Raw genomic sequence first — 23,813 nt, forward strand, 5'->3', positions numbered from 1 at the left:
CTATTCGGTGAAACGTCTCTATTCGGTGAAACGTCTCTATTCGGTGAAACGTCTCTATTCGGTGAAACGTCTCTATTCGGTGAAACGTCTCTATTCGGTGAAACGTCTCTATTCGGTGAAACGTCTCAATATTGAGAGACGTTCCGGTGGAACGTCTCTACTGTAATTTCCTTTATTGATTCAACAAATTTTCGACGCAGGCTAACTGTAATTGAATTATTTCACTCATTTGCTGGCTAAATTCCTGTCTAGCTTGTAGAAACGCGGTGTGGGTTTTTGTAATGCTTGAATTGTTGTTACTCAATTTTTGATACTGAGAATTATGTAAATCAGTTAGATTTACTGTGTGATTTATCTCAGTTGTAACGGATGGACGAGGAATCGATTGAGTAATTCTCTCTTTCGTAGCGGTAGACTTATAAGATTGTGATATTTCTCTAGGCTGAAAACTGTTATCAATGATATTTTTCATAGGAACTTCCTCTTGTTTTGTTTGAAATTGCGGAATATTGTTGTCTTTGCTACCAGCTTTGAGAGAATTTATCATTTCTCTAGTTTGTTGCTGGGTGGGAACACTTTTCACCACTTTTTTCTGAGCTTGATTTTGGAAAATTTTCCGGTTTTCTTCACTCAGGATTGTAGAAACAATTGGTTTACCACCTAAGGTGATATTTCTGATTGTTGGTAAACCTGGTCTTGTAGTTTCTTTTGCCTGAATGTAAAGTGGTGATAAGTCGAGTTCTACTCGATGGCTGACGAGTTTGGCTAATGCTTTGACAAAGGATGTATGGTCATCTACACCTCTTCGATTGAGGGATACGGTGAGATGTTCTTTACCATCGAGAATTTTGTCAATCCACCGAGAACAAACACTACCCGCACCCGCTTCGATAAATATTTTCGCTCCATCGGAGTAAACTTGATTAACTAATTGGAGAAAATCAAGTTGTGAACAAAGAACTTTGGCGACACTGTGAGCGATCGCATTACTTTCAAGTACAATCGGTTTATGCTCCAATGCTGAGTAAAAAGTAGCATCAGGAAGCTTTTTACTTGTCGTTAATGTGTTAACTTTAACTAGTTCTTCGTACTCCGATTGCATCGGTTCGCAATGTATTACGTGGTCGAAGGGAGCGCGGAAAGCATCGCAACCCAAAGTTTTAATTACTCTCTCACAAGCTGCTGTTTCACCAGCAATCACAACTTCTTCTGGTGTATTAATCTGAGTTAAGTAAACGCGATTCTCATTTTTAATACACTCTTCAACTTGAGATGCTGATGCTATCAAAACATAGTTACTCCAAAAGTTGTTATCGTTTGATACTGCTTTTGGTAATCCCCAATATTCACGAACAGCGTTTTTTGCACCAGATAATCTCTCACCAAACAAAGGAGATGAGTTAAAGTTGTTACTTCCTTGGTAAAAATTGCTCCAAATTCCTTGAGCAACCATCATACTAGTTTCACCCAAACTATATCCAAAGACAAATTTTGGCTTGATTTGAAAATCGTCTTGGATGATTGTTGTGGTGAGTCTGGTATGCAGCATTTCTGCTTCAAATAATGCCAAAGAATCATCTAAAAGTTGCTTTTCCAGAGTTTCTAATTGTCTGGTTGTCAACTTATTCAAGCTTCTCGGAAATACCAGTTTCTCAACGTCAGCAGCACGCTTGTAAAGACTTTGAACAATCTCGTCATTGTGGACTTTCGGAAATAAGCGAAATAAATTCCGACCCAGACCAACATAAGCGTTAACTGCTGCTGGATAAACATAGGCAATACCGCCTTGTTTACCTAATGGTTTAGCTGTAAAATAACTACCAATAGGTGTTAGCCAATCGATATCTTTTTCAAAGGCATTATTTACACCTTTGCGGGCAGATTCGATTTCTCTGGTTAATTCTTTTTTGTTACGTCCGAGAATGGAGAGAGCATATTTTGCATCAGGATTCTGCTTAAAAGCATTAAAAGTATCGCTAGCAGTAATTGAGAGAGAAGTAGACTTTTCGATGCTTTGTTGAAGAGTAGTGAGATGTTGTAATAATTCCGTGCGATCGCTTGCGGCAATTGGAAACAAATAAAATGGCGTTTGTTGCAAATATGTGCTATCACGTTCCTTCTGGTTCGGTTGTTCCGACAAGATGACGTGGGCAAATGTCCCATCTATGCCCATGCTGTTAATTGCGGCAACTCTCCGGGTGCTATCTTTACCGAGAAACCAAGGTCTAGATTCGGTAGCGACGTAAAAAGGACTACCTTGCCAAACTTGCGGCGTTTTCACCCCAGACCATTTCGGACATCCAGGAATATATCTGTGATACAGACACAAAGCGGTTTTTATCAGGCTAGCGATTCCCGAAGCGACAAAGGTATGACCGATGTTAGCTTTAACACTGCCAATCGCACAATCTAATCCATCCCCAGTCGCTGGATAAGCTTGGAGTAACCCAGCAATTTCCGCTTCGTCTTCCTGGGGAACACCACTACCGTACACTTCTAGGTAGCTAATCTCTTTCGGTTCAATATCTGCAATCTGAAAAGCTTGTTTGCAGACAGAGTTGACAGTTTCTGTATCTGCGGTGACTATACCGCTATTTAGTTCAGTTCCAGTATGATACCCTTGTCCGAAGCTAAGAGCATCAATGACTGCATATATACGTTCCCCTTTTTCTAACGCGGTGTCGTGACGCTTGAGGACAACTGCTCCCGCACCTTCACCAACCATCCAGCCGTCGGCTTTTTGGTCATAACTTAAAGTCGGGACACCTGTATTAATTTTAGCTAATTGGCTCCGCAATAATACATTTTCCACACCGCCAGCTAAGTCTACAGCGCCGACTAGCACAGCATCAACTTCCCCGGAGATAAGTAGCATTTCTGCGACTTCCAACGCCTTGAGGGCGGAATTTTCTACTGCTGTGATGGTGAAGGAAGGACCGTTAAAATTCCACAGCGAAGAAACCCGACTTGCCATGATGTTACCAATGTAACTGAGATATTCACCAATTTCTACTTGATGGTGAAGTCCGTCTTTAACAATTGTTTCTAATTGAGTGACTTTTTCGCTGGGTAAGGAAATTTCTCCAGCGTTTAAACCATCTTTTATTTGCCAGGAGAAATCCCACCGTTGCTGTAACTGATGAACAGAAAGTTCGGTTTCAGCAGCAATAATTACTGCGACATTTTCACCTTCTTTAATTCCTGCATCTTTCAAAGCGCGATCGGCAACTTTTAGCAGTAATAATTGTTGCGGATTTAACTTTTCTACTTCATTTGGGGGAATTTTGTAAGCTAAAGTATCGATTTCAAAATCTTTAATGTATGCTCCTACAGGTGCTTTGCCTTCTGGTAAATCGTAGTTTTTAAGTACGTTTTCTTGCTCTTCGATACCTTGCCATCTTTTCGGTGGTAAAGCAATAAAATGCTGTGTTCCGTCATAAATGCTACGTTCAAAAGCATCTAATCCATTACACTCACCAAAAAAGGCATCCATACCAACAAGGGCAATTTTTGCAGATTGTTCAGTCATTTTCTTTTTCCCCTCTTTCCAGAATTAAATGAGCGTTAGTTCCACCAAACCCAAAAGCACTTATAGCTGCACGTTTAACTGATGCTTTGCTGCGCCATTTAGTGGCATTTTTAACAATTGTTTTAGGTGCAATTACATTGTCATCAGAGCCGATAGGATCGGTGACATTAATGGTTGCGGGAATGATATTTCCACACATGCTCAAAATGACTTTCATTAAGCTCACCGAAGCAGCAGCAACTAGCAGGTGTCCGACATTTGCCTTGACAGAACCTACTAAAGGTGTTGCTTGATGTTCACCAAAAAATGTTTCGACAGAGTTAAATTCGGTGCTATCTCCTAATAGTGTGCCGGTAGCATGGCACTCCATGTAATCGATATCTTTAGGGCTGAGTTCAGCTTCAGTATATGCTCGCTCAAAAGCGATTATTTGTCCTTGAGAATTAGGACTTAAAAGATGCTTGCCCCTACCATCATTCGAGAGTCCAATGCCGCAGATTGTCGCTAAAATGTTATCGCCATCTCTGATAGCATCACTATGTTTTTTTAAGACAAACATTCCTATCCCTTCGGCGGTAATTAGCCCTCTGGATGTGTTATCTAAAGGACGGCTGATGTCATTTTCGGGATATCCTTGGATACCAGAAAAAAACATTCGCAAAAAGAGCGGGTCGGAAGAACTAATTCCCCCAGCTATCATCAAGTCGGCTTTATGCGATCGCAAATAATGAGATGCCAGTTTAATCGCATATAAAGGTGAAGAACAAGCTGCGTCTAAGCAAAAATGAATATTCGATAAAGTTAGAGCTTGAGCAATCATCGCTGCTGGAAAGCCTGATATCATAGCGTTATAAGAAGACGCTTTGATCGATGTCGCTAAAGAAGGCAAATGGAAGTCTTTATCTTGCAAAAGTTCCTGAATTGCTGGTTGTATTGTTTGCTGATAAATAGGAGCAAACAATTGATTAGAAGCTTTGGTAGGTAATGATAAAGTACCTAAAATTACGCCACATTTGGAAAGTACAGCTTGATTACCCAAATAACCACTTTGCTGAATCGCTTGTTTAGCAGCGTAGAGCGACCATTGAAAAGTGTTATCCAAACTAGCAAGTAGTTCGGGTGGTAAATTATATTCAGTAGGCTCAAATTTAAAGTTACGGACAAATCCTCCATTGAGGTTATAGATTGTTTCGGGTTTCCCTTTTACTGGGTCGTAAAAGATTGCCGGATCTACTCCGATATCCTCAATAGTTACAGGTGATATTGAATCTTTCTGTTCGTTAAGATTATGCCAAAATTCTTCTGGGTTTTTAGCCCCAGGAAAAAGGCATGATAAGCCAATTATGGCGATTTTCTCCACTGATGATATCCTCGTTTGGGTTTAGCAAAAGGGGGAGATATCAATTCAAATTTGACGTTGCATAACTATGAGATGAATCGTAGAGACGTTCCGCTGGAACGTCTTTACAACACGGCAAAATCATCTTGTAAATATGCAATGCCCAATTTTGAATTGTCTTATACCAAGTTGCGAGTAAAGATGTCATTCTCAGCAAAGCGTGTATGCTTTACTTGCTGAGGATGACTTTTTTACGTTTATGTGACTTGGTATTAGTACTCCCGGAACTTGAAAGGATTTACGCTATTCCCCAAACTGAAAAGGATTTATCAGGATTTACGTGTCGGATTGGAAGTAATGTTACTCGTTTTCCACTTAAGAAATATTTATTTACAAACCGCAGAGACGCAGAGAACGCAGAGAAAGAGGAATTCGTAGTGAGCGCTAAAGCGCTAAAATTACTTACGCTTGGATAATTGCATGGGCCAAATTACGGCTTTTGCTCCCATAATGCGTGAGTAAATTTCTCCTTGACGACTGTGTAAAATGAAATTGGCTGTTACGCCGGTTTGTGTTTTTCCTTCGATTTCGCACGAAACATAAAATGGTTCGTTGCATGGTGTGACTGCAAATTGTTCGGAATGAGTTAACTGTCCGGGTAAACAAACTTCTTGATGTAAATGGCTTAACCAAATCCATAAGGATTGTGTACTCAAGTCAGTTGTGTAAGGATTGTGCCAGCGAACTGGAAATTGTCCTTGTTGTTGTTCTGTGATGTTTTCCCAAAGACATTCTACAGTAATTTTTTTGGAATTGATGTTTAAAACTCTGGTGATTTGCTGAAAGGCTGGTCCATGAAATAAAGTGGAATCTCCATTTTGATAAAATGCTTTACCAGTGGTGGTGATGATGTTATCTTCTTCTAGATTAAGTCCCTCATAGATAGGAACGTCTGGCATTTCTCGCAGAAGGGTAACGAAGGCTTTGAAATGATAATGAGTTTTTCCTTGGGGAGTTTTACTCCAAATTGTAGCTTGAAATTCGATACTTTGAGAACCAACTTTAGCAAGTTCTTGCAGTTCTAGAATATGTTCACTAGCCAAGGTTTGATTGAAAGTAATTCCTTTCAATACTTTGAATTCTCGGCAATTGTTATATGTGTAACCAGGATACAGTTCTTCACAAGCGTTAATCATCCATGACATCGCGCAAGTTGCTGGCAAAACTTGAGAACCAGCTATTGTATGATCCACTAAAAAGGGATTAGCTTCTAGTGTCATTTTGCGACGAATTCGATAAGTTTTTAGTTCGGAATCTAACTCTGCGGGTGGTGGAGTAATTGGACTACCGATGATAACTTGTGCGGTAGCGCGATTAACAGCATTGAGTTCTTTAACTAACATTTTCGTGCCGACTTCTACGGGAATAATATCAATTCCTCTTTCGGCAAAGGCTTTTTTCAATTCTGGTGTCACCATTCCGCTATCCCAACCACCCCAGTTGATAGCGACGACATGACAAGCGGGATATTTTTGTTTAATTAGATGAGCCGATTTGTTGAGAATTTCGTTAGCGATCGCATAATCAGTTTGTCCAATATTCCCATAAAAACCAGCTACGGAAGAAAACAAGACTAAATGTTGCAGTTGACTAGGATGTACGCAAGCTAAAAGATTTTCCAACCCCTTAACTTTTGCTGTATAAACCTTTTCAAAATCCTGCTCAGTTTTCTTTTCAATTAACTTATCAGCTAAGTTACCAGCGCCATGTATAATGCCTGTAATAGCACCTGTACGCTTGACAACAGCGGTGATTTTCTCGCTTAAGGCGATGGGGTCTGTAACATCGACGCTGATATATTCTGCCGTGCTTCCTGCCTTTTCAATGCTGGAAATTGTCTCTTTAATTTCCCTGCTAGAAATAATGCTGTTATACACCTTTAGTACACTCATGGGTGTAGGCTTCTCTCCTTGAGAAAGAATATTTTCCATGATGCGTTTTTTCAGTACAGGTTCTTCAAAACAACCCTGAGCAAAGTCAGGTTCAAATTGCGCGATCGCACTCCGACCAAGTAATATAAACTTCCCAGATTGATGCTGTGCCAATTTAATAACACACTGCGCTGTAATCCCCCTTGCCCCACCACTAACTAGAAAAACTGATGTTGTAGAATTTTGTGTTTGTGTTGTCATAAATTTCCTGTTAGTTGCAAAGCTATTTAATTATCTGTAATCTGCTTAATCCGCCAGTAAATAAATTTTCAGGCTCATAGCGTAAGTCAGTTAAAACGGACTGAATTTAATTTTTAGTCGGTTTTAACTAACATCTTGCACCATTCTCAATTAGCATCCAGACCCGCCCAGAGTTAAAACTCAGGGCTTATAGCGTAAGTCCGTTAAAACGGACTGAATTTCATTTTGAGTCGGTTTTAACTAACATCTTGCATCAGTTGCAACAACCGCCTCAGAATCAATTCTGAGGCTAATAGCGCTCATTCGTATAAAGACGACTGAGTAAGGCTTTCAGTCAGTTTTAACTGACTTTAGCTATTAGCCTGGAAATTTATTTCCTGGCGGTTTATGGTGCTAATTGGGATTGGTGCAAGATATCGATTTTAACCGACTTTTCTTATTAGCCTGGAAATTGATTTCCGGGCGGGTATGGTGAAGAATTAAATAACCCCACCCCTACCAACCACTAACAATTCGCGACGCTGACGATAGTTACTCTACCCTGCGAACCATATCCAACTTCACTAATACAATTATTCGGGTCGTGAAGCTCGGCAATAATATGTTGTGCTGACTCTTGAGCGTTAATAGCTGGATGTAAGTCAATCGCTCTACAAAATACTTTTTGCCATTCCCATTTCAAGGTTTTAGTTAATCCAAATAAACCGGCACTAATGGGACCATAATTTACTTTGTGTTCCAGCCCAAATGCTCCATCAAGACGCGCAGTGGTGCAGAACAAACTGCGTCCAGAACGTGCGGCTTCATTCAGAGATTTTTTCAGATGTTTTGCTATCAGAAAAACATGTTTAACGATCGCCTTTTCTTCTGCAAGATAAGGAATTCTCCCGTTGTGGCTGACTTGAAAGGCTGGATTGAGATGGATGAAGGCTCCAATCGTGCCATAATTAAGTGCGATCGCACTCAATTGTTGTTGCAAATGTTCCTCGGTTAAATCCAACAACTTGACATTAATCACTCCTGCTGGTAAATCCGATGTTTGGAAAACAACCGATTGAGGGAAACTTAAAACAACCACTTTCCAGCCTTTATCTGTCAGTAATTCAGCCACTTGAGAAGTAGTGAGGGAACCATCATCGGTAATTAAACAGATGTGTCCCTCTGGTAAATCGAAGTCTAAAGAATCAGGTGGGGGCAGAATTTTGAGTTGGACGGGACGACGTTGCACATTATGTTTAACGTTGTCTAATTCTTCGTCTGACTCATACTGAAACTTTTTTTTTTCACCTCCAACCAGCTTCTGGAGATAATCGACAATTTGACCGATGGTGCGTAAATCTCCCAATTCCTCTACATTCGGCTTGGGTAAATCGGGATACATCTCTTGCATCGCTCCCAAGATTTCTACCCGTTTGATTGAGTCAATCCCCAAGTCCGCTTCCATATCCATGTCGAGTTCTAACATCTCTACTGGATAGCCGGTCTTATCACTGGTGATTGCTAACAAAGTTGCACCCAAGTCTGCAATCTCACTAACTGGTGATGCATCGATTGTTTCTGTTGTCTCGATTTCCGTAACTACTGGTTCAGTAATAACCACTGCCGGAACTTCCGTAGCTGTTGGTACTTCTTGAATAGCTATTTCTACGGAAACTTTTTGCGAAGCGTGAGATTGCAGATATTCGACAATTTGACCGATAGTGCGTTTTTCTGCCAGTTCCTCAAGATTTGGCTTAGGCAAATCAGGATACATTTCCTGCAACCCACCGAGGATTTCTACCCGCTTAATCGAGTCAATTCCTAAGTCAGCCTCCATATCCATTTCCATTTCCAGCATCTCGACTGGGTAGCCTGTTTTATCGCTGGTAATGGCTAAAAGGTTGTTACCCAACTCAGTCAAATTTATCGTCGCATCAGAAGTAGTTGCTAATGTAGTTTCTGTGCTGATTGCTACATTAACTTTGACTGCGGGTGCTTCGACTACAGTTGGTGGTGGTGTTACCGGGATAATAACAATGGGTGCTTCGACTACAGTTGGTGGTGGTGTTACCGGGATAATAACAACGGGTGCTTCAACTACAGGCTGTGGCAGTGTTTCTACAACCTTGGCTACGGGTGCTTCAACTACAGGTTGCGGCAGTGTTTCTACAACCTTGGCTACGGGTGCTTCAATTACAGGTTGCGGCAGTGTTTCTACTACCTTGACTGCGGGTGCTTCCACGACAGGTTGCGGATTGATCCTAACTTCAGTCTCCATTCCCCCAGAAACTAACTGTGCATACTCTTGCTGTATGAGTTGGAAAAAGCTCTTGGTATACTCTACCTGTTCCTTGAGATACTGCTCATGAATGCGTAGGGTTTCACCTTGTTGAGAGTGAAACTGCATCATGCTACGCTCTAAACTAGCTTTGAGAACTGGTAGAAGTTCCGACGCTGACTGTGAAGAGTTACCAGCAAACACAGAATTCTGCTGCTGCATCAGTTGGAAAAATGTTTTCGCATATTCCATCTGATGATTTAGATAAGTTCCGTGAACTTGTAAATTTTCGCTTTGATTTTGTTGAAACTGTGTCAGGAGGAACTCTAAACTTTCTAAAACCTGTTGGTAATTTAAAGGTTTTTCTGGTGAGTTAGGCATATGCGACTCCAGAACTGATGGATGAGATGGCGCTCTTTGAATCTCAGGAGTTTCTACAGTGGTAATATCACTGAGAACGGCGTTTTTGTTGTGTCCGTTGCTTTTGATGACATCTGGTGTGGGAGTAGTCACTTCCACCTTTTCTTCAGTGGTAAAGACGGGAACGACAACCGCATTATATAAAGATTGGCTGACGGGTAATGTTACTTGATGTCCGTCTTGCAAAGCTGTAGCAAAGGCGTTTTTCGTTTTTTCAGAGCGATAGTTAGTGCCGTTTAAACGGACAATTAGCGCTTTGTTTTTCGGCTCAGGGGGAACTTCGGGAGTAAGTTGGTAGGGGTCGAGGTTTTTCAGAGGTAAACCAGCGACACGCAACTGTACTACAGCTTCTCGCAAAGAACGATCGCTATCTTTTTGAGCGCTGGGATTCAAAGCGATCGCTAAATGTGGGCGATCGCCTAAAATATCTTTTACCAAGTTAGAAAGAATTCTCCTCGGTCCAAATTCCACAAAGCAGTAACCACCGGCAGCATAGATATTTTCAATCTCCTGCTTAAACAGCACCGATTTGCTGAGGTGAGATTCTAAAATTTGGTGAATTGCTTGGGGTTCTGAGGGATACAGCTGACCTGTCACATTCGTGAAAACAGGTATTTGCGGACTGTGGAAGCTGACAGTTTTGCTAGCGATCGCAAAGGATTTTTGAGCAAAAGCAATCAGTGGTGTGTGGAAAGCGGCAGAAACAGGTAGCAAAACAGCCGCGTATCCTTTTTCCTGCAAAGCTTGCCGCACCTTGTTGATTTCGGTCGTTAGTCCAGCTAAAACAACTTGATTGGGGGAATTTTGATTAGCGATCGTCACTTGGGGAAAGTGCTTTAAAACAGCTTCCACCTTACTGATATCTTCTTTGACAGCCAGCATCGCTCCCGCATCACGATCGGGGTCTTGGGGAGCCGCCATTGCCTGTCCTCTAGCTTTTACTAGATATAAGTAGTCTTCCTCACTCACAACCCCCGCAGCCCACAAAGCGGTGAGTTCTCCAAAGCTGTGTCCGGCAACGAAATCTGACTCAAAGCCAGCTTGTTGCAAGATTTTATACAGCCCCGCGCTCAACACCCCAATTGCTGGTTGAGCATATTCTGTGCGTTGCAATGCCGCAACTTGAGCATTTTTCTCTGATTCCTCAAATACAGGTTGAGGAAACACGATTTCTGAAAGTGGCTGCAAGTTGTCTTTGAGTAACAGGCTATCCATGTAGCCATAAAGACACCGCAAACTGGGGAAATTCATTGCCAGTTCTCGACCCATTTCTAGGTATTGCGAACCTTGCCCAGAGAATAGAGAGACGACTTTGCCTTTGAGGTTAAGACCAGAGGCGCGGTAATATACTCCTTGGGGATGTTCCCAAGATGCAGATGAAGCGCGATTTCTCAAACAATCGAGACTAATTTGTAGGAATTTGGCAGCTTGAGTTATGGAATCAACAACAAATCCGATTCTAGGCGCATTTAAAGGAATTTCTGTAGATTTGCACTCTTCAATTAATGCAGCATAATGCTTGTCGGCATCAGGTAAGCCCAACTGACTTAAAATCTCTTCACATTTACTCACCAATTGCGCGTGAGTTTCCCCAAACAGCACCACCTCACTAGGGGTATTGTGTACGCGGTAAGCGCGATTGTGCTCGGCAGTATGTTCTTCTAAAACAACGTGATAATTAGTCCCACCAAAGCCGAAAGAACTGACACCCGCACGTCTTGGGGGTTCACCTTCTGCCCGAATCCAAGGTCTAGTTTCGGTATTCAAATAGAACGCCGAATTTTTGATATTTAGTTTCGGGTTCGGTTCGGTAATGTTGATTGTCGGGGGCAATATCTTGTGATGTAGCGCCAAAGCCGTTTTAATTATACTTGCCGCACCCGCTGCCGCTTTGGTATGTCCAATTTGCGACTTCACACTCCCAAGAGCGATATGCTGTTTTTTGTCTTGACTAAAAAACTCTCTCAACGATGAGAATTCGGTGGGGTCGCCTGCCATTGTACCAGTGCCGTGCGCTTCCACCAAACCGATACTTTCGGGTGCAAAGCCGGCATCTTCATAAGCACGTTCTAAGGCTTTTACCTGCCCTTCCAAGCGCGGTGCATAGATGCTTTTATACCGTCCATCGCTGGATGTGCCGATACCTTTAATGACTGCATAGATTTTGTCATTGTCTCGTTCAGCATCTTCCAGCCGTTTGAGCAAAATCATCCCGATACCTTCACCTAGCATCATTCCATCCGATTTAGCATCGAAAGGTTTGACTTTATCACCAGGAGAAACCGCCGGTGTTTTGCTGAAAGATATATAAGCCATGACGGAGTTATCTAGGTCAACTCCACCAGTTAGCATCATGTCGCTGCGATGTTCTGTTAACTCGCTAATTGCTAGTTTTAAAGCACCAAATGAACTCGCACAAGCAGCATCAACTACGCAATTTATCCCGCCAAAGTTGAGACGGTTGGCAATTCTGCCGGCGACTACATTACCTAACATGCCGGGAAAGGCATTTTCGTTCCAATTTATATAAGCGCTTTTTATTTTATCGACGATTTTTTGAGTATCTTCATCAGATAAACCGCTGCTTTTTAATACTTTTTCCCAGACTGGATATTGCAACCGCGCTGCTAGCGGCATTGCTAATTGTCCGCCTTGTGCGACGCCTAAAACTACACCAACATTCTCGCGATTAAACTCGCGAAGTTCGTTGTAATTAGCATCTTGCATTGCTTCTTTGGCAACGACTAAACTTAGTAATTGAGAAACATCTGTGACTTCTAAAATGTTAGGAGGTAGTCCGAATTCCATCGGGTTAAAATCAACTTCAGGAATGAATCCGCCTCGTTTGCAGTAGGTTTTATCTTTAGTTGTTCTGGGGTCTGGGTCATAGTATTCGTCTATGTTCCAGTGGGAGGCAGGCACATCGGTAATACAGTCAATTTTGTTAACAATATTATCCCAGTATTCTTGTAAATTTCTCGATTGCGGAAAAAGAGAAGCCATGCCAATAATGGCTATAGGATTGTGTTGAAGTTGTCTGTTAATTTTGTTAATTGACATTTGTTTTTCCGACTTCATTTTTTTCTCCTCTATAACCTTAAGCACGGCTCGTTCGCAATTGTTTATCTGGTCTTTCAACTGCTGAAGTGCAGTATCAATTGAATAAGCAGACATAAGAGGTAGCCTGATTCTTAGTACTGTGGAGTGTGAAGCTACAGCAATTTCTATTGCCTACCAATGCAGGAACTGTAGGACTATTATTTGATTTTTGAACAAAATTAGGTATTGTAGGGTGCACCATTGATGAAATTCGTAACGCTAACGCACCCTACGTATCTTTTCAAAAATCAAACCGGATTCCTATATCTCTTCTAAGGTGTTAAGGAATTGGTGGAAAAAATCGTATGTATGTAGAGACGTAGCAATGCTACGTCTCTACGAGGATTTGGGGCTTAACTGAACGGTATTGTGTCATAGCCAGTTTCAACGTCCCGGATAATACATTTTATAGAACTCGCCTTCAAAAAGTTGACAATTACGTTACAAAAAACATCACCTTTAATCGTAATTTATGTAAGACTCGGAAAAACAATAAAACTATCGCTTCTATGATGACAATGAGGCTTTTATTAGTCATTATTACTTTTGATATTTCCAGAAAGTAACTTATGCGCCTCACCCCTTTGAAGCATTTGAATTAATACAAACACTAGCACAGCTTCGATTAACTGAATAGTTCGTTTTGAATAATTTTAGGAAATAAATAGATTTTTCCTGATGTGAATTTTGAACAGAATAGAGTACATAAGTATAATTTACAACTGTTATTGATAATCAGATAATTCTGTCATTTTTGGGTTCTACGTCTATTTTATCTAGATTAAAAAATAAATAACAAATTTTCGTAAATTAATATAAACATTCAATAAATACACCCAGAACATGCATCCTCACCAGTCGATTTTTTCAAAACAACATCATAATAAAGTCTCAATTTTAAACAAAAATAAACTTCCAAATTAAAAAAGTTATTTATCAAACAATTATGAATTTATTGATAGTACACAATAAACATAATATTTCTGAAGAATTGCTATATTTCTAGGACAGCTATCAATACGGTTAGCTTAAGGATTTTTCGTGGTGATTTAGGGCATGTAGAGACGCGATACAAAGAGCGTCTCTACAGGGTTTTTGGTTTATCGAATTTTCTTATCCGAACCTGGGACGGCTATTGGATATCGAGAATTTGATGAATCAATTACAATGGGAAAATCAAGCCGAATATTTATATCTGCCAATAATCAATATTAAATATTTATTGTCATTAAATGAAGACTGCAAAAAATCCGTTTAGTATTTTCGACGACATTTTAATTTGAGGGTTATAGAGAATAATTAAGTTGACAAAATCAATAAATTTTGCAAGACTGAAAAACAAGTTTGTAATTTTTTACTTTTATCCAAGTGATTTCATTGGCGCTTCGCTCTGATTGATATTTAGATTTTTTGGTAACACAATCGCGCTTTTAGGCACATTTTTTTATCTAATACAAACTTAGGATATTTAGGAGACTTGGCGATAACGCTCTTCTTAATTTTGCCGCCAATATACTACTTAATGGCAAATGCAATGCGTGATAATGAACTACTATATACGTCCCTAGGTATACAACAATGCATGAAGAGGTCAGTCCTTCTGAATTGAGAATTTAATTAGGTGGGGTCTTAAACCAATTTATTCATCGGCGTTTTTGCACAAAGTTCAACAATAAACTCCTAACTCCTGTAGAGACGCGAAATTTCGCGTCTCTACAACTCCAAACTCCTTTGTTGACAAGTCGATTTCAATTAATTAATGTAGCCATTTAGGCTACTCTCTGGCGTAGCAAAATTGGGATGAAAATATGTCAGTAGACAAAGAAAGGCACTTATTTAAAAAACCTCAAGCTCGGTGGGGAGTAATTTTAGCAGCTTTGATTGCAGCAACAACCGGACTAGCATTTTTCTATGGTTCTTCAAGATTTGCGTCTGAGTCTAAAGTTAAAAGCCCAGTAAATCCCCCAAAAACTGCCCCTGCGAGAGTGGCTATTACAGCCTTAGGACGGATAGAACCTGAAGGTGAAGTGACTTATTTGTCTGCTCCTCATTCAATTAATGGTGTGCGAGTTGAAAAACTGTTAGTGAAAGAAGGAGATCAGGTTGAGAGGGGGCAAGTATTAGCGTTGCTAGAAGATTATGCTCGCAGTAAATCAGCTTTGCAACAGTCTGTAGACAAACTGCAAATTGCTCAAGCTAAATTAGGGCAGGTAAGAGCAGGAGCAAAAGAAGGAGATGTGGATGCTCAAAAAGCAGCGATCGCTAGTTTACAGTCGCAATTAAAAGGAGAAGTTGCAACTCAACAAGCAACTATCGCTCGGATTCAAGCGCAGGTAGAAAATGCTCAAACTGAGAACAATCGATACCAGCAGTTGTTTAAAGAAGGTGCGATCGCTGCTTCAGTATTAGATAGCAAGACTTTGCAACTTAAGACAGTACAACAGCAACTTCAAGAAGCTCAAGCTACCCTCAACCGCACTACCAACACTCTCAATGACCAGCTAAAACAGGAAAAAGCCAAACTTGGAAGCATTAAAGAAGTGCGTCCTGTAGATGTGCAATTGGCACAAAGCGAAGTCAAAAGTGCAATGACTGCGATCGCTCAAGCAAAAGCAGACATGGATTTAACTTATATAAAATCTCCCATAGATGGAAAGATTTTGAAAATCCATGCCAGAACCGGAGAAGTAATCAGCACTTCTGGATTTGCGGAAATAGGCAAAATATCGCAAATGTTTGTCGTCGCAGAAGTCTATCAAACCGATATTCAAAAAGTGCGTCTCGGTCAAAAAGCCACCATTACCAGTCCCGCAATTTCTCAAGCATTACAGGGAACTGTAAGTGAAATTGGTTGGCAAGTTGACAAACAAAACATCTTTAGTCTCAATCCCGGATCGGATACAGACCGGAAAATAGTTAAAGTAAAAATTCGTCTCGACAACCCAGCAGATAGTAAACGAGTTGCTCGTTTGACCAACTTACAAGTAGATGTCGCTATAAAAATGTAGCATTAGTTATTGGTTACTAGATAGTGGTTAGTAGTTAGTGGATAGTGGTAATTTGAAGAGGGTAAAAAGGGAAAGTAAAATGCCCAATGTCCACTAACAACTATCTACTAACAACCAACAACCAACAACTAACAATTAACAACCAACAAATAATAATGGCATTCAAAATTCCTTTAGCATGGCTTCAGCTAGCTCAACAAAAAGTTCGTTTTCTAGTAGCTATAGCAGGTATCGCTTTTATTATCCTGCTGATGTTTGTCCAACTTGGATTCCAAGATGCACTTTATTCAAGTGCTACCGCAGTACATCAAAGTTTGCGAGGAGATTTATTTTTAGTTAGTTCTCAATATAAATCTTTGACTTCGGCTCAAAGCTTTTCTCGCACTCGCTTGTATCAAGCACTAGGATTTGATGGTGTAGAGTCAGTTAGCCCTATATATGTACAATTTGCTAAATTAAAAAACCCCGAAACCTCAGAGAAATACTCAATATATGTTATTGGGATCGACCCAGGTAGAAATGTTTTGAATATACCGGAAGTTGACCAAAATTTAGATAAACTAAAAATTCCAGACGTGATACTTTTTGACCGACTTTCTCGTCCAGAATTTGGACCGATCGCCACACTATTTGGGAAATCAGACAAAGAAGAAATCATCGAAATATTTCCCTTTAATGCATTAACTGGTTACAGAGTTAGAGTGGGTGGTTTATTCAGCCTTGGTCCCTCCTTTGGAGTAGATGGAAGTTTACTTGTTAGTGACTCAACTTTCTTCAGAATAGATCCAAATAGCCGGACATCAGAAATGATAGATATGGGTGTTGTTATCCTTAAACCTGGTGTTGATGCAGAAGCAGTTTTAGCAAATTTGCGAGCAGAATTACCTGAAGATGTCCAAATATTTACTCACCAAGGCTTTATTGACTTTGAGAAAAATTATTGGTCAATTAGAACACCAATTGGCTTTATCCTTAACCTTATGCTAACAATGGCTTCTGTTGTTGGTGTGGTCATCGTCTATCAAATTCTTTACAGTAATATTGCTACTCAATTCGTTGCTTACGCCACTTTAAAAGCTATAGGTTATGCGAATAATTATTTATTAATTGTAGTTTTCCAACAAGCTTTAATATTAGCAATTCTCAGTTATATTCCGGGATTTGCTTTTTCGTTATTGTTATATGACTTTGCAATGAAAGCTACTAATTTGCCAATAAGGATGACTTTGAATAATGCACTAATTGTATTGATATCAACAGTATTAATGTGTATTACTTCAGGAACACTTGCAATTAATAAACTCCGCTCTGCCGACCCAGCAGACATTTTTTAAATTGGATAGTTGTTAATGGGTAGTTGTTAGTGGGTAGTGGTTAATACAAGTAGGACTTACGCAAAAACCTCTCAAACTCTTATTTCTCTGTGTCCTCTGCGATCTGGTGCGGTTCGTTTTTCATAACCTTTGCCTAAGTCCTAACAATATCTATCAACCATCAACCATCACCCATCAACTATCAACCATCAACCATCAACCATCAACCATCAACTAACAATGAACCTCCAAAACAAAACCATCCTCATCACCGGTATTGACCAATTTATCGGCTTGCGTACTGCTGAACTAGCCATAGCGCAAGGAATGAAAGTCCGGGGACTACAAAGTTCTCCAGATAACCTGAAAAAAGTGCAACAATTGGGTGTCGAGGTGATGGTAGGTGATATTAATCATCCTGCTGTTGCCGAAGCTGCTTGCGAAGAAGTTGACATAGTTTTTCATACAGCCGAACTTGCCAAAGAAGCTGGTGCGATCGACCGTTTTCGAGAGATAAATGTTAAGGGAACCGTCAACATAGCTTCATCTGCTAAAAAAGCTGGTGTTAAAACCTTTGTGCATCTTTCTAGTGGTTTAGTTTACGGCTTCAACTATCCCGATCGCGTGACCGAAGATGGACCCCTTTGTGGCGAAAATAATGCCTACTGCGAAACAAAAATAGAAGCAGAAACAGCACTTTTACAACTAAATTCTTCCCCAGATTTTGGCATCATCATCATTAGACCAGGTGAAGTTTATGGACCGGGAAGTATTCCTTGGATAGTTCGACCACTTTTATTGATGCGTCAAAAACTATTTGCTTACGTAAACGATGGTCAGGGAATTATGAATCATGTATATCTAGATAACTTGATTCATGCCATCTTTTTAGCGATAGAAAAAGAAGCACATGGAGAAATATTTAATATCACTGACGGACAAGAAACTTCTTGGAAAGACTATTTCATGCATTTAGCAGAAATTGCCAAAGCACCTGCACCCTTTTCTATGTCCAAAGATGAAATTAAATTATTTGTCAAGTTGCGCTGTCAAGGACAGAAACTGTTTCGTAAAGAACCAGATATTCTGCCGGAATCTATAGATTTTATGAGTCGTCCATATGCCTATTCGATTACTAAAGCACAAGCTCTGTTAAATTATCAACCAACAATTGACTTAGCAGAAGGAATGCGACGCACACAAGAATGGATCGAAAAGACGGATTTGCAAAAAATCGTGAAATAAGCGTAATCCTATGAGCAAAAATCAGCCGCGATTGAGTATTGGGCTACCTGTATATAATGGGGAAAAATTTCTCACTGAAGCGATAGATTCACTTTTGGCTCAGACTTTTGCTGATTTCGAGTTAATTATTTGCGATAACGCATCAACAGACAAGACAGAGGAAATTTGTAGAACATACGCTGCTCAAGATGAACGCATCCGTTATTACCGTAACGAAAGAAATATTGGGTGCGCTCCTAACTTCAATCGAGTGTTTGAATTGTCGTCAGGGGAGTATTTTAAGTGGGCAGCTTATGATGATTTACATGCTCCAGATTTTCTCGCTAGGTGCATTGAAATACTTGATAAAGACCCGACGATAATTTTGTGTCACTCTCAAGCATATTTGATTGACGAAAACAGTGATATCTTACGCACATATGATATAAAACTGAAAACAGATTCAGCGAAACCCCAAGAGCGTTTTCATGAACTTCTGACTAAGCACTTATGCTATCAATGTTACGGGGTAATACGTGCCAGTGCTTTAAGAATAACACCCCCGATGGGAAGTTACGGTCTTGCAGATGGAATTTTCTTGTTAAGACTGGGGATTCTTGGCAAGTTTTATGAAATTGGCGATCGCCTGTTTTTTGCCAGAATCCATCCGCAACAATCAATGAGTATGTTTTTCCCCGATTATTTGTCGTTTACTAACAACAATACACAATACTCATCGAGTATGATACCTGATTTTTACGCATGGTCTGTATGGTTAGATTCGGCAAATGAAGGACAAATAATATTTCCACATTGGCGAATATTATGGGAATATACTCTTTCCGTATGGCTGTTTCCCATGAATTTGTATCAACGAATATGTTGTCATGTTAGTTTATACAAAAAATTGAGAGGAAATGAATCTTTTTTAATTAAAGATTTGGCAAAAGCCACTCAAATGTTTTGGATTCGTTGGAGAAAATATTCAATCCCAAAACAGCAAATAAAAACTTTCAATTAATAGGGGTTTTTGTTTGCCTGTAAGAAAAGCAATGAGGCACAACATATTGTGCCTCTACTCATATCTTGCACGCCCGCCCTAACGACTAGAAGTCGCGGCTAAACAAACCAAGTCCGCCTGCGCGGACTACGGAAAATCAAGGGTTTGGTAGCCTGCGTAGGCAGGCTTTGTTCTCTTAGCCGCGATTTTAATCGTTCGGTGCAAGATATGAGTCTACAAAATAATTGCAAAAATTACCTATTCAGGAGCGATAACTGATGTTGAAGTTATCTAAAATTAGTTCTTTGTTAATCGCTATTTTAGTCAGCACCAGCTTTGCTAAAACAGCAAATGCCCAACCAACTACAACACTTACTGTAGTAGTGAATGGCATAAAACATCAAAAAGGTCAGATTTGTTTAGGAATTTACTCTAATGAAAAAGGATTTCCTTTAAATACAAAGAATGTTGTCAAAAGTGCTTGCAAATCAATTGCAGGAAGTTCTATAAAACAGCAATTTACTGGCTTGAAGCCGGGAAATTATGCTATTGCTGTAGTTGACGACCAAAATGGCGATCGCAAACTTAATAGAGACTTTTTCGGCATCCCTAAAGAAGGCTTTGGCATTTCCAATAATCCCACAGTATCAATCACAACGGGTACTCCCAAGTTTAGCAAAGCTAGTTTTTCGCTATCGAAAAATACCACAGTCAACATAGACATCAAATATGGACTCGATCCATAAAAAAAGTCAGGAGTCAGGAGTCCTGACTTCTTCTTCATAAATCAACACCCTTGGTGTTAAACCCCAAATCCTCGTAGAGACGTAAGCTAGCTACGTCTCTACAGACATACCATTTTTTCCCACCAATTCCTTAACACCAACTGTTTGCTTCATAAATCAACCGAGGACGATAAATTTAATGATAGATATAACGATATTCCTGTCTAAATCTTTACTGGGTTGGCTAGCTATACAGATGTTTTTAGCCGTTGCTTTTTTGTTTTACTTACATTCAAAGAGCAAAAACATCTTAGCAGATGACCAGTTGCCAAAAACGGCGGTAATTCTTTGCTTACGCGGAGCCGATCCGTTTTTGTCTAATTGTTTGCGATCGCTCTTAAACCAGAACTATCCACACTATGATTTAAAGTTGGTCGTTGATAGTTACGAAGATCCAGCTTGGAAAATCGCTACTGATATCACCCAACAAGCAGCAACCAATGTCCAAATCAGCCCTTTAAAAATGCTGCGTCACAATTGCAGTCTCAAATGCAGTTCCCTAGTGCAAGCTATCTCTGAATTGGACGATTCCTACAAAGTAATTGCCCTAATCGACACCCATAGTATAGCCCATCCCAACTGGCTGCGTGAATTAGTCACTCCTCTGACTCATCCCAAAATAGGTGTCACAACCGGCAACCGTTGGTACGTACCCACAGGTAACTATTGGGGATCTATGGTACGCTACCAAGGCAACATATCCACCGTTGTGCAAATGTTCCTCTTCGGCATTCCTTGGGGTGGTAATTTAGCGCTAAAAACAGAACTATTCCGAGAAACAGGACTACTAGATAAATGGGGACAAGCATTAAACGAAGATAAGCTGCTATGCAAAATTTTAAAAAAACAGAAAATGCAAGTTAAATTTGTTCCTTCTTTGATGTTGAATCGGGAAGAATGCGATTTACCCAGCTTATTCAGTAGTCTGCAACGCCAACTACTTTCTTCTCGACTTTATCATCCTTTGTGGTCAGCAGTGATTGGTGATGTTGTTTCTAGTATCTTAGTTCCTACTCTCGTCATATTGTTAGGTTTAGTGGCGTTTTTGAGCGGAGAATCAGATGCAGCATCTTTGTGCTTTAGCAGCTTCATTATCTATACCATCGGTTTACTTTTTCTCATGTTGGGATTAGAAAAAGGCGTACACCAAGCAATTCATTTTCCAGATAATACCACGACAAAACTATCACTTATCACACTCCTGAAAATGCTCATAGCAATTCCCCTAACACAATGGGTTTATGGGTTAGCATTCTTATCATCCTTGCGGACATCAACAGTTAATTGGCGCGGCGTTTCTTATGAAGTGAAAGGACCTTGGAACATCCGCTTAGTAAAATACCACCCTTCTCAACTTTCCGATCAATCTGATGAAAGTAAACTTTCTTTGTAGTAAGCACTTCAGCTTAAAATAGGCGTGAAAACGCCTAATAAAAAATCATAAGTTAGCCTATTTGTAAATGCATAATTGATAATTATAAATCTACAGCAGATTGCGTTGTTATTAAATACACGTAGAGACGTTCCGCCGGAACGTCTCAGAGCGGGTTTTACCCATGTAACTCATTTACTTAATCTGTGATTATTAGCGCAGATACATCAGAATTTTCATCAAATATTTGCTGCGTAAATCCTCAATCCATCCGCACGAAAAGCAGCATTATTATCAAATATTTCCTTCTATGAAAAAGCAATCTTTTCGCAGAGCGATTTTTACAGGATTGGCTACCATTTTGTTATTGGGCATTTACATTGCTGTAAGTAGGTGGATTTTATGGTTGTTAAAGTCTTTTCCTAATTTTTCCGTTGATGTATTCACAACAAAACCGCTGAATATCGCACTATGATCCAATACCGTTCAGTTAAGCCTGAAATCCTCTGTAGAGACGCGAAATTTCGCGTCTCTACATGCCGAAATCAATACCAAAAATCCTTAACTGAACCGTATTGCACTATGATCTCAGCGAATGCAAATCAATTGCGTCGAGGTAATTAAAAATGTCAAAATCAGCGATATTATTCAGAAGCAACAAGCAAATTATTCCTGGGACAATAGTGTGTAAGAATTGCAGTTTAAAATGCAGTTTCATCGTGCAAATAGTCTTAAAGTTAGATAATTAGTACAAGTAATTTACAGTTTTAACTGTACTGCTTCTGTTTTTTGAGAAAGTTTTTCTGTAATGTAGTGAGTACTTTAGTGTTCAATTATTGAGCGCTGAAACGCTGATTACAGGGGAGCAGAGAATAAATACTCTGTACAATTTTAAATCTGTGTCAATGCGTAAATCCTAAGTCCAACTTTTATTAGAGCGATAGAACCGTGTTTCTCTCTGATAAAAAATACCCTTTCTTTATTGGAATTATGAAAAAGCAACCGCTTCGCATTGCGCTGTTGACAGGATTGTATGCTCCCTTCCTGACAGGAGTTTCCATTGCAGTACACCAACGAGTTCGCTGGTTGTTACAGCAAGGACACGAAGTTTTTCTTATTCATCCAGAATTTAACGACAAGTACCCAAAAAATGTTGGCTCCCGTCCAATGGCTGGGTTAGAAGAATTAAGAGTTTTTCCGAAATTTTCTTCTTATGCATTTCCATCACAACCGTTGATGTTATACAAGTCTCTTCCGCAACCGATGCACAATCGGTATTGGAGTGATACTGAGTTGTTGGAAAAATACCAGCCTGACATTGTAGTGGTTGAAGAAGCACCGCAATTGAGAGGATGTTACTCGCTTTTCTTGCAAGGTTACGGTCGTCCGATTGGAACCGAATATGCAAAGCGAACCGGCACACCAATCATATCTGTTTTCCATACCGATATCGTTGCTTATATTCGATATTACTTGGGAGATGTAATTTTCAACTTATTTCGTCCAATTCTTCCCACTTTGGTTAAGCAAATGAGTGACGCTTATGACGTCAATTATTTTTCTTCGCGGGAACAATTGAAAAAGTACCAAAGCTTGAATTCTCAACGCAGTGAATATTTACCTTATCAAGGTATCGATTGCGAAAAATTTCATCCCCAAAACATTATTTATAACCCGATTCCTGACGACGATCGCCCAACGCTACTTTTTGTCGGACGCATTACCCCAGAAAAGAATGTTACTCAACTTTTAGATGCATTTCCGCTCATTGCTGCTAAAATACCTAACGTTCATCTGGTCATCGTTGGTAGTGGTCCGGCTGATGAAGAAGTCAAAAGACGCGCTCAAAAGTTTAAATCTGGTGTTACCATCTGGGGTGAGTCCCACGGAAAAGAACTGTTAGGTTGGTTTGCACGAGCAGACATATTTGTCAACCCCTCCGTCACAGAAAATTTCTGCACCACTACTAACGAAGCTTTAGCTTCCGGAACCCCCGTTGTAGCAGTCTACGCACCTTCAACTAGAGAGCAAGTATTTCCGGGTGTCAACGGTTTGCTAGCCGAACCTAATGACACAGAAGATTTAGCCGAAAAGGTAATTGCAATCCTGGAAAATCCGGCTTTCAAAGAAGAATTGACACGGCAGGCACGCCCATCCATACTTGATTTCGATTGGTCTGCATGTTCGCAAAAATTTGAAGATAAACTCTATGAAGTTGTTCAAGCATCGAATCGCGTTGAGGTAAAGGCTGCCTAAGGAGTGGGGGACAAGGGGG

At 40.1% G+C, this 23,813-nt stretch carries 11 protein-coding genes; 7 read left to right on the forward strand and 4 right to left on the reverse strand.

Annotated features, from left to right (window positions below):
* Positions 1 to 172 precede the first annotated feature (172 nt).
* From OGM63_RS07465 to OGM63_RS07480, 4 genes are all read right to left on the reverse strand, one after another.
* Entirely contained in the window at positions 173 to 3,529 is a 3,357-nt protein-coding gene (locus tag OGM63_RS07465; RefSeq protein ID WP_263744876.1) for a PfaB family protein, read from the reverse strand.
* The gene (locus OGM63_RS07470) at positions 3,522 to 4,889 is read right to left on the reverse strand and encodes a beta-ketoacyl [acyl carrier protein] synthase domain-containing protein (protein ID WP_263744877.1); all 1,368 of its coding nucleotides are present in this window, start codon (positions 4,887 to 4,889) and stop codon (positions 3,522 to 3,524) included. Before OGM63_RS07470 ends, OGM63_RS07465 begins: the two co-directional genes overlap by 8 nt.
* A 437-nt stretch (positions 4,890 to 5,326) precedes the next feature.
* Entirely contained in the window at positions 5,327 to 7,060 is a 1,734-nt protein-coding gene (locus OGM63_RS07475) for an SDR family NAD(P)-dependent oxidoreductase (RefSeq protein ID WP_263744878.1), read from the reverse strand.
* Positions 7,061 to 7,565: 505 nt separating this feature from the next.
* A complete protein-coding gene (locus tag OGM63_RS07480) occupies positions 7,566 to 12,911 on the reverse strand; it encodes a type I polyketide synthase (RefSeq protein ID WP_263744879.1) in 5,346 nt (1,781 codons plus the stop codon).
* Between the two features lie 1,733 nt (positions 12,912 to 14,644).
* On the opposite strand from OGM63_RS07480, the gene OGM63_RS07485 reads away from it, so the two are divergent.
* The 7 genes from OGM63_RS07485 to OGM63_RS07515 all read left to right on the forward strand — a co-directional run bounded on the left by OGM63_RS07485 (position 14,645) and on the right by OGM63_RS07515 (position 23,794).
* On the forward strand, positions 14,645 to 15,844 hold the full coding sequence (locus tag OGM63_RS07485) for an ABC exporter membrane fusion protein (protein WP_263744880.1): 1,200 nt from the start codon (positions 14,645 to 14,647) through the stop codon (positions 15,842 to 15,844).
* Positions 15,845 to 15,930: 86 nt separating this feature from the next.
* Positions 15,931 to 17,178: an ABC transporter permease DevC gene (gene devC, locus OGM63_RS07490; RefSeq protein ID WP_318528420.1), complete on the forward strand. Its 1,248-nt coding sequence runs from the start codon at positions 15,931 to 15,933 to the stop codon at positions 17,176 to 17,178.
* 219 nt (positions 17,179 to 17,397) lie between these two features.
* Positions 17,398 to 18,402, forward strand: a complete 1,005-nt coding sequence (locus OGM63_RS07495; RefSeq protein ID WP_263744881.1) for an NAD-dependent epimerase/dehydratase family protein — start codon at positions 17,398 to 17,400, stop codon at positions 18,400 to 18,402.
* Positions 18,403 to 18,412: 10 nt separating this feature from the next.
* Positions 18,413 to 19,402: a glycosyltransferase family 2 protein gene (locus OGM63_RS07500; RefSeq protein WP_263744882.1), complete on the forward strand. Its 990-nt coding sequence runs from the start codon at positions 18,413 to 18,415 to the stop codon at positions 19,400 to 19,402.
* A 257-nt stretch (positions 19,403 to 19,659) separates the two neighbouring features.
* A complete protein-coding gene (locus tag OGM63_RS07505) occupies positions 19,660 to 20,127 on the forward strand; it encodes a DUF2141 domain-containing protein (RefSeq protein WP_263744883.1) in 468 nt (155 codons plus the stop codon).
* Between the two features lie 235 nt (positions 20,128 to 20,362).
* Positions 20,363 to 21,559, forward strand: coding sequence for a glycosyltransferase family 2 protein (locus OGM63_RS07510; RefSeq protein WP_263744884.1), 1,197 nt, complete (start codon positions 20,363 to 20,365; stop codon positions 21,557 to 21,559).
* A gap of 969 nt (positions 21,560 to 22,528) precedes the next feature.
* Positions 22,529 to 23,794, forward strand: a complete 1,266-nt coding sequence (locus tag OGM63_RS07515) for a glycosyltransferase (protein ID WP_263744885.1) — start codon at positions 22,529 to 22,531, stop codon at positions 23,792 to 23,794.
* Positions 23,795 to 23,813: the final 19 nt, after the last annotated feature.

The organism is Plectonema radiosum NIES-515, from assembly GCF_025753815.1.
Taxonomy (GTDB): Bacteria; Cyanobacteriota; Cyanobacteriia; order Cyanobacteriales; family Nostocaceae; genus Hassallia; species Hassallia radiosum_A.